Below are 6,161 nucleotides of genomic sequence, written 5' to 3'. Positions count from 1 at the left end.
GGCTCACGGCCTGTCCGGGAGCCACCGGCTGGCCGCCTACTCGGGCACCGGCGTCCGCGCGGACACTCACCGACTTCTTCTCGCTCAGCGAGACAGTGATGTCGGGGTTGTCCACCTTCCCCGCGGTCGTGTTGCCGTAGTAGTGACTCAGGATTCGGTCGGCATTCCAGCCCTTCTTGGCGTAGCCATAGGCGCCCCACTGCCCCATCCCGCGACCGTGGCCGTGGCCGTGACCGGTCAGCGTCAGCGACTCTCCCGCGCTCAGCGAGATGCGTGCGCTGTCGATCCACCCGCTGCCGCCGACGGCGACCCCGCCTACCAACAGCACGGGCGCCAGCCCAAAGGCAGCGAACGTCAGGGTGCGTTTTTTTGCTTGACGTGGTCGGGTACCTGGCACTGCTCTACCTCATTCGCGCGGGACCCCAGCTGCAGCATGTGGCCCGTGTGATTAGTGGGACTTATGTGACAGTAGTGATCGATGGGTCCCAGTCACAACTGTGCCGCGGTCACAACCCGGTCACGCTTGTCGAACAACATTCGAAAACGCCTGGCCCGGGCCAACATCGCCGACGACGGCCCTCCCCCACTCCCCGCGTGTCGCGACCCTCCCCGAGTGTCGCGGTGGCTGCACGGACCGCGACACGCAAAGACGGTCGCGACATCGCCCGACTACGGCGCATCCCAGTCCGGCTGCCGGATCGGCGCGTCAGAACCAGCGCTCAAGGACCTGCGCCAGGCCGTCCTCGTAGTTGGGTGGGGCCACCTCGTCGGCGGCGGCGATCGCGGCGGCGTCGCCGTGGCCCATGGCGAAACCCCGGCCGGCCCAGCGCAACATCTCGATGTCGTTCGGCATGTCACCGAAAGCGATCGGGTTCGCCGCGGCGAGATCGGTGTTGGCGGCGAGCCAGGCCAGGCCACTGGCTTTGTGGACCTTCGGCACCGACAGCTCGATCAGTCCGGTATCGATGGAGTAGGTCACCTCGGCAAGACCGTCGACGGCCGGACGCACTCGGTGCGCCATGTCCCGCGAACTCATCCCGGGCATGCGAGCGAGCACCTTCACCGCGGGCGCGGCATACAGTTGCTCGTCACTGACCTCGACGTGGTCGGGGTTGAGCCAGGCGTGTTCGTAGCCGACGGACGCGACGAACGGCGCGGTCACCGCATCGCCAGCCCCGGCCTGCGCCACCGTTCCGGCTCGTTCCGCGGCCAGGCCCGCGCCAGGCAGGCGCTTCCCGATCGCCTCGGTCAGCACCCGAACGACGTCCGGCGGCAAAGCCTCGACATGCAGGATCCGATCGGCGACGACGTCGTAGACGATTGCCCCGTTGGCACAGACCGCGTAACGCACCGCTGCGGGTGAGCCCGCGAGTTGGTCGGCGACCTGTGGGATCCACCGCGGTGGGCGCCCGGTAGCCAACACCAGTTCCACCCCGGCGGCGCGCGCCCGTTCCAGCGCCGCCCGGGTTCGCGGCGTCAGCTCTTCGCGGTCATCGAGCAACGTGCCGTCAACATCGGACGTGATCAGCGTCGGTGGTCCCCAGAAAGTCTCGGTCACGACGGCTCCTCCTCGACGTCCTCAGTCTTTGCGATCACCAGTACCTCCTCGAAGGCTGGCGGGCTGCCGCCGCACCGGGCCGACAGCCAGCGAAGGCGTGTTCCACGTCAGTCCCCTCCGCGCCAGGCCCCCGGCGTCAGTTCTTCCCCGCGTCGTCTCCGGCCGCTTGCTCACGGGCGGCACGGCGGGCTGCCTTCTCGGCCGCCTCGGCGGCGTCCAGCGCGTTCGCTTGCTCAAGTGTCGGGGCGCCGCCGCCGAGCTTCGCCGGCACCCAGAACTCGCCGGCCGGGTACGGACCGTTCCACTGCGCGTACATCTGCTGCAGCTCGTCCAGCTTGGTCGACATCGAATCGTGCAAGCGCTGAGTGACCTCCTCGGCGGTGCCGTTCGGGAGGATCGGCTCGCAGACACCAATCGCGATCTTGAAGTTGTTGCGCCCCATCGCTTTCGGGTGCCCCTTGGTCCAGATCCGCTGAGCCCCCCAGACCACCGTCGGGATGATCGGCGCGCCCGAGTCGAGCGCCATGCGGGCCGCACCGGATTTGAATCCCTTGATCTCGAAGCTGCGACTGATGGTGGCCTCTGGGTAGACGCCCACCAGCTCGCCGTCGCGCAGATAGTCGACGGCCATCTGGTAGCTCGCCGCGCCGTTCCCACGATCGACGGGGATGTGCCGAAGGGCGCGCATGATCGGGCCGCCGACCTTGTTGTCGAATACTTCCTGCTTTGCCATGAAACGGACCTTGCGCCTGCCTTGCAGGTGGGCGGGAATGCCAGCGAGGGTGAAGTCCAGGTAGCCGGTGTGATTGATCGCAACCACCCCGGGGCCGCTCACCGGGACGTTCTCCACACCGGAAATCGTGAACTTGAGGCCCTGGGCCAGCCACAGGGTGCGGGCCATGCCGATCACCGTGTCGTATACGGGTTCCATGGAGGCGAGCTTAGTCGCGCGCCAGCGATCATGGGCGAGACCAACTGTCGGTAGCGCTACGCACCTGGGCGTCGGTCTACCCGCTGGCGGGTATGCGCCCGACGACAGTTGCGCGCAGCGCACCCCGCGGCGGCCGAATGCACGCAGCGCCAGCCACCATCCCGACTGCGTGCCACGGCCCGGCTGCTTCAGGCCATTCCCAATTCGATGAGGACTGATCAAAAAATGCCAATTCGACTAAGCCCCGGTACATGCCCCATTTGTCACGCCATCATCGCCATTTGTGGAGTTCGACTCAGTGTGCACTTTCCGTGCACCGGTGCTTACAGTGAATTTTGCAATCATGCTTGTTCGAATTGGGATTAACGAAGGGGAAATCAATGCGGATCGGACCGTCCTTTGACGAGCAGGTCCGCGTGAACGCCGAGGATGCTCCCCAGCGCTGATTTTGTGGATATACCAGACGGAAACCCGACGATGCACCGCGACACAGCGAGGTCCCCTTTCGCTCTCACCAGTCACGAAGCAATCACTCAGTTCCGCATCGCCGTCGACAAGTTGAGCGAAACGGTGAGTTGCTGCGCACCCGAAAGCGTCGAGTCATCGATCCAAGAGGGCCTCGCTGACGCCGCGATCACCACCGTGCTCCAAGCCGCAGCGGGCGACGGCACTCGGCACCGCGCGCTGGACGATCTCGCCCAACGCGCCACGACCTTCCAGCCGACCCGCGTCTCATCAGCTCGTGACGTCGGCGCCCTGGTGCGCGTGGAATTGCTCTCCGCTCTCGACGCCGCCTGGTGGTCGCATGTTCCGCCCTACCGCACCGATGACCAGATCCGTGCCGACGTTGACCTCGTTGATCTACGCTCGGCCCGCCGCCACCGGGATCTGCGTTTCGGATTCCGAGTCCAGGTGTTCGACCCGGTGCGACGCGCCCTCCGTGCAGCCGATCGACGGGCCCTTCCGCACCGGTCTCCTCGAACGATCGGGATGCGCCTGCCCTACGGGCGGCCAGAGATGATCGGTGTTCTCAATTCGCTCGCCGACGACCTCGCAGCCCGGGCGCCCGGTGCACCCCAAATCTGGGTGAACAGCCTGGTGCGCAGCCTTGCTTACCAGGATGAGATGCGCTCGTCCGGTTACACCGCCGCCACCGGCAGCGCGCACTGCGTCGGATGGGCAGCCGATATCGAGATGGCCTGGATGAAGCACAACGGGTATGGGAACGCTCTTGCCGATCTCCTGATCGAACGCGCACACGCTGCGGAGTTCAACGTCATAGACGAGGGACAGGCCTGGCATATCTGCCTCAATCCGGCAATGACGACGGGAGGTTCGACGTGTGCGGAATCGCGATGATCGTCGGCTCAGGATGGTCGACCGACATTTTTGGGGCCATGATCGCGGCGGTGGAACACCGCGGCACGATCACCGAACGATACGAACGAAGTGATCTCGCGGCGGCGACTCGTCGGCTTCCGATCGTCGACCGGGAACACGCCGTCCAACCCTGGCGCTTCGGGCCGGCCAGCGAGAGCACGCTGTGCTACAACGGCGAAATCTACAACCTCGGGGAGCTCCGTGACGAGCTCGTCGGCCTCGGACGGCTCCCGGAGACCTCCTCAGACACCGAACTGGTCGCGCTCAGCCTGCTCCAGTGGGGTGAGCAGGCTGTCAACCAACTCGCGGGAGAGTTCGCGTTCGCCATGGAACGCGACGGTTCCGTCTATGTCGCGCGCGACCAGTTCGGGGTGAAGCCGCTCTACTACGCCATCCACGGTCCGCTTGTCTTCGTCGCATCCGAGATCAAGGCACTGGTGCCTGTCGGCGCACCGATCGACGAGGTCCCACCCGGCCACCACGGGTGGATCTCCGCGGCGCGCGGTGCCCGGCTGCGCGCGTACTACGACCTCGACGAGGCGGTGCGGACTGGCGAACAGCGCGAGTTCACGTCCGAAGCCGAGGCTGTCGAGGCCATCCGCGCCGCCGTGGTCGCCGCCGTCGAATCCAGGGTGCACACGGACCTTCCGCTCGGGGTCATTTTGTCCGGAGGACTTGACTCCACGATCGTCGCTACGGTGGCCGCACGGGTCCATCCCGAGTGCACCGCATACACCATCGGTACCCCAGACAGTCCCGATGTCGCATACGCCGCCCGGGTGGCGGGCGATCTGGGGATCAGGCATCGGGTGATCGAACTGCGGCCGCGCGACATCCCCCGATCTGCCGCCCTGGCGGCCGTGGGATTCTCCGAGCTGAGCGAGTACGGCGACATCATCAACGCCGCCATCTCCGCCCCGCTGTTCCAGGCCATCGCCGACGACGGTGTGCGCGTGGCAATCGGCGGCGACTGCTCCGACGAGCTTTTCGGCGGATATCCGATGTATCAAACGGTGCCCGCCGATCAACAGCGGGAACTGTTCACCTACAAGCTTCGGAGCCTGGGTCGCACTGAACTACAACGAGTCGACCGCGCCAGTATGGCGGCGACCGTCGAGGCACGTGTGCCGTTCCTCGATCAGCGGGTGGTCCAAGCCGCCCTGCGTGTGCCGTCGGCGTGGAAGGCCCGCGACGGTCAGGACAAGTGGATCCTGCGGCGGGCAGTCGAGCAGCTCGTACCCGATTACGTGATCAATCGACCCAAGCACGGACTCTCGTATTCCTCCGGTCTGCACGACCGCGTACGCCTCTTCAAACCCTGGATGCCGCGCGAGTACCACCGGCACGGATTGGCGGCTCACACTCCGCTACACCGCGACTTCGATGCGGCGCTGGCCGCCTCCGGCGACGACCTGCGAAACGCGCTGGCCAGTGGCCAACTCCTGCAGGATCACACTCCGCTGGAGAAGTCCCGCGACTTCGTCGGGGCACTGCGCTGGAACCTCTTCCCGCCGAGAAGCGGGTCGACTAGCGAATTCACCCAACCACAACAGGAAGGATAGGTATCTCCATGTCTCAGCCAGTTCCGACCACGCCCCAGTCTTCGACCAAGGCCACCTGGGCGCTCGTCTGTGCGATCGCCTCTCTGGTCATCCCGTACGCCTGGTTCATCCCCGCCATCGCGGCGATCATTCTCGGCACCTCCGCACGTGCCGAGATCCGGGCGGCGCAGGGCACAATCACCGGCGACGGTCGCGCCCGGGCCGCGGTGATCATCGGTGCCATCTCGCTGGTCCTGGGCCTCATCGTCGTGATCTACCTGGTGTCGTAGACCCTCTGGTAGCCGAGACGCTCACCCACGGGTTGCCCGCGCCGAGTCCTATGACAGCGGGAGGCTGGCCACCGGCTCGCCCACGCGCACGGTCGGTTCCGCCGCGTTGCCGACGGTGAAGGTGACCGCGGTGGCTCCACTCATATCGTGGATGATCGCGGTGGTCGACGGCGCGACGTCCGACTCGGACATCGTCCCGGCGAGCCGTGAACCACTCGGCCCGTCGAGCCACATCTGGTAGATCGTGCCCGGCGCCGGCTGCGGCACCTGATTCATCACCAGAATGCCCTCGCCCGTCGCCGGGGAGTAGGTGACTGTCGCCCGACCACCAGCCACCTCGCCGCTGGTCGTCCGCACGTCCGGTGCCGCGAAAATTTGGTCGGCGGGCGATGTCGAGGCGGGCGCGTCCCGGCCCGCGATCGAGTAACCAAGTACCGCGCCACCGGCACCCAGCACGATTG

General features: G+C 66.3%; 6 protein-coding genes and 1 pseudogene. 3 read left to right on the top strand and 4 right to left on the bottom strand.

The window, feature by feature from the left end; genetic code table 11:
* The 3 genes and pseudogenes from WAW85_RS08190 to WAW85_RS08180 form a co-directional block, all read right to left on the bottom strand.
* Window positions 1-397, bottom strand: a pseudogene (locus tag WAW85_RS08190) (stage II sporulation protein SpoIID); the annotation flags it as partial.
* Between the two features lie 309 nt (window positions 398-706).
* Complete coding sequence (locus tag WAW85_RS08185; protein WP_422559125.1) at window positions 707-1,558, bottom strand: HAD-IIB family hydrolase; 852 nt, start codon at window positions 1,556-1,558, stop codon at window positions 707-709.
* A gap of 136 nt (window positions 1,559-1,694) precedes the next feature.
* A complete protein-coding gene (locus WAW85_RS08180; protein WP_422559124.1) occupies window positions 1,695-2,489 on the bottom strand; it encodes a lysophospholipid acyltransferase family protein in 795 nt (264 codons plus the stop codon).
* Window positions 2,490-2,966: 477 nt separating this feature from the next.
* Between WAW85_RS08180 and WAW85_RS08175 the strand changes: the two genes are divergently transcribed.
* Genes WAW85_RS08175 through WAW85_RS08165 form a run of 3 tightly spaced genes read left to right on the top strand, consistent with a single transcriptional unit; the run spans window position 2,967 to window position 5,700 of the window.
* Window positions 2,967-3,848 carry a hypothetical protein gene (locus WAW85_RS08175; protein WP_422559123.1) on the top strand — a complete coding sequence of 294 codons (882 nt, stop codon included), beginning with the start codon at window positions 2,967-2,969 and terminating at the stop codon, window positions 3,846-3,848.
* The gene (locus WAW85_RS08170; RefSeq protein WP_422559122.1) at window positions 3,830-5,431 is read left to right on the top strand and encodes an asparagine synthetase B family protein; all 1,602 of its coding nucleotides are present in this window, start codon (window positions 3,830-3,832) and stop codon (window positions 5,429-5,431) included. Before WAW85_RS08175 ends, WAW85_RS08170 begins: the two co-directional genes overlap by 19 nt.
* An 8-nt stretch (window positions 5,432-5,439) precedes the next feature.
* Window positions 5,440-5,700: a DUF4190 domain-containing protein gene (locus WAW85_RS08165; RefSeq protein WP_422559121.1), complete on the top strand. Its 261-nt coding sequence runs from the start codon at window positions 5,440-5,442 to the stop codon at window positions 5,698-5,700.
* A gap of 48 nt (window positions 5,701-5,748) precedes the next feature.
* Here the strand turns inward: WAW85_RS08165 and WAW85_RS08160 are convergent.
* Window positions 5,749-6,161: anti-sigma factor (locus tag WAW85_RS08160; RefSeq protein ID WP_422559120.1), on the bottom strand; the 413-nt coding region annotated here is incomplete at its 5' end.

The organism is Gordonia sp. (in: high G+C Gram-positive bacteria), assembly GCF_049299075.1.
Lineage (GTDB): Bacteria > Actinomycetota > Actinomycetes > Mycobacteriales > Mycobacteriaceae > Gordonia.
This window is presented reverse-complemented; position numbering and strand designations above follow the sequence as displayed.

Bases quoted from the DNA above. Each gene is read 5' to 3' on its own strand.
- WAW85_RS08180 (WP_422559124.1), bottom strand. From the start codon at position 2,489: ATGGAACCCGTATACGACACGGTGATCGGCATGGCCCGCACCCTGTGG.
- WAW85_RS08175 (WP_422559123.1), top strand. From the start codon at position 2,967: ATGCACCGCGACACAGCGAGGTCCCCTTTCGCTCTCACCAGTCACGAA.
- WAW85_RS08165 (WP_422559121.1), top strand. From the start codon at position 5,440: ATGTCTCAGCCAGTTCCGACCACGCCCCAGTCTTCGACCAAGGCCACC.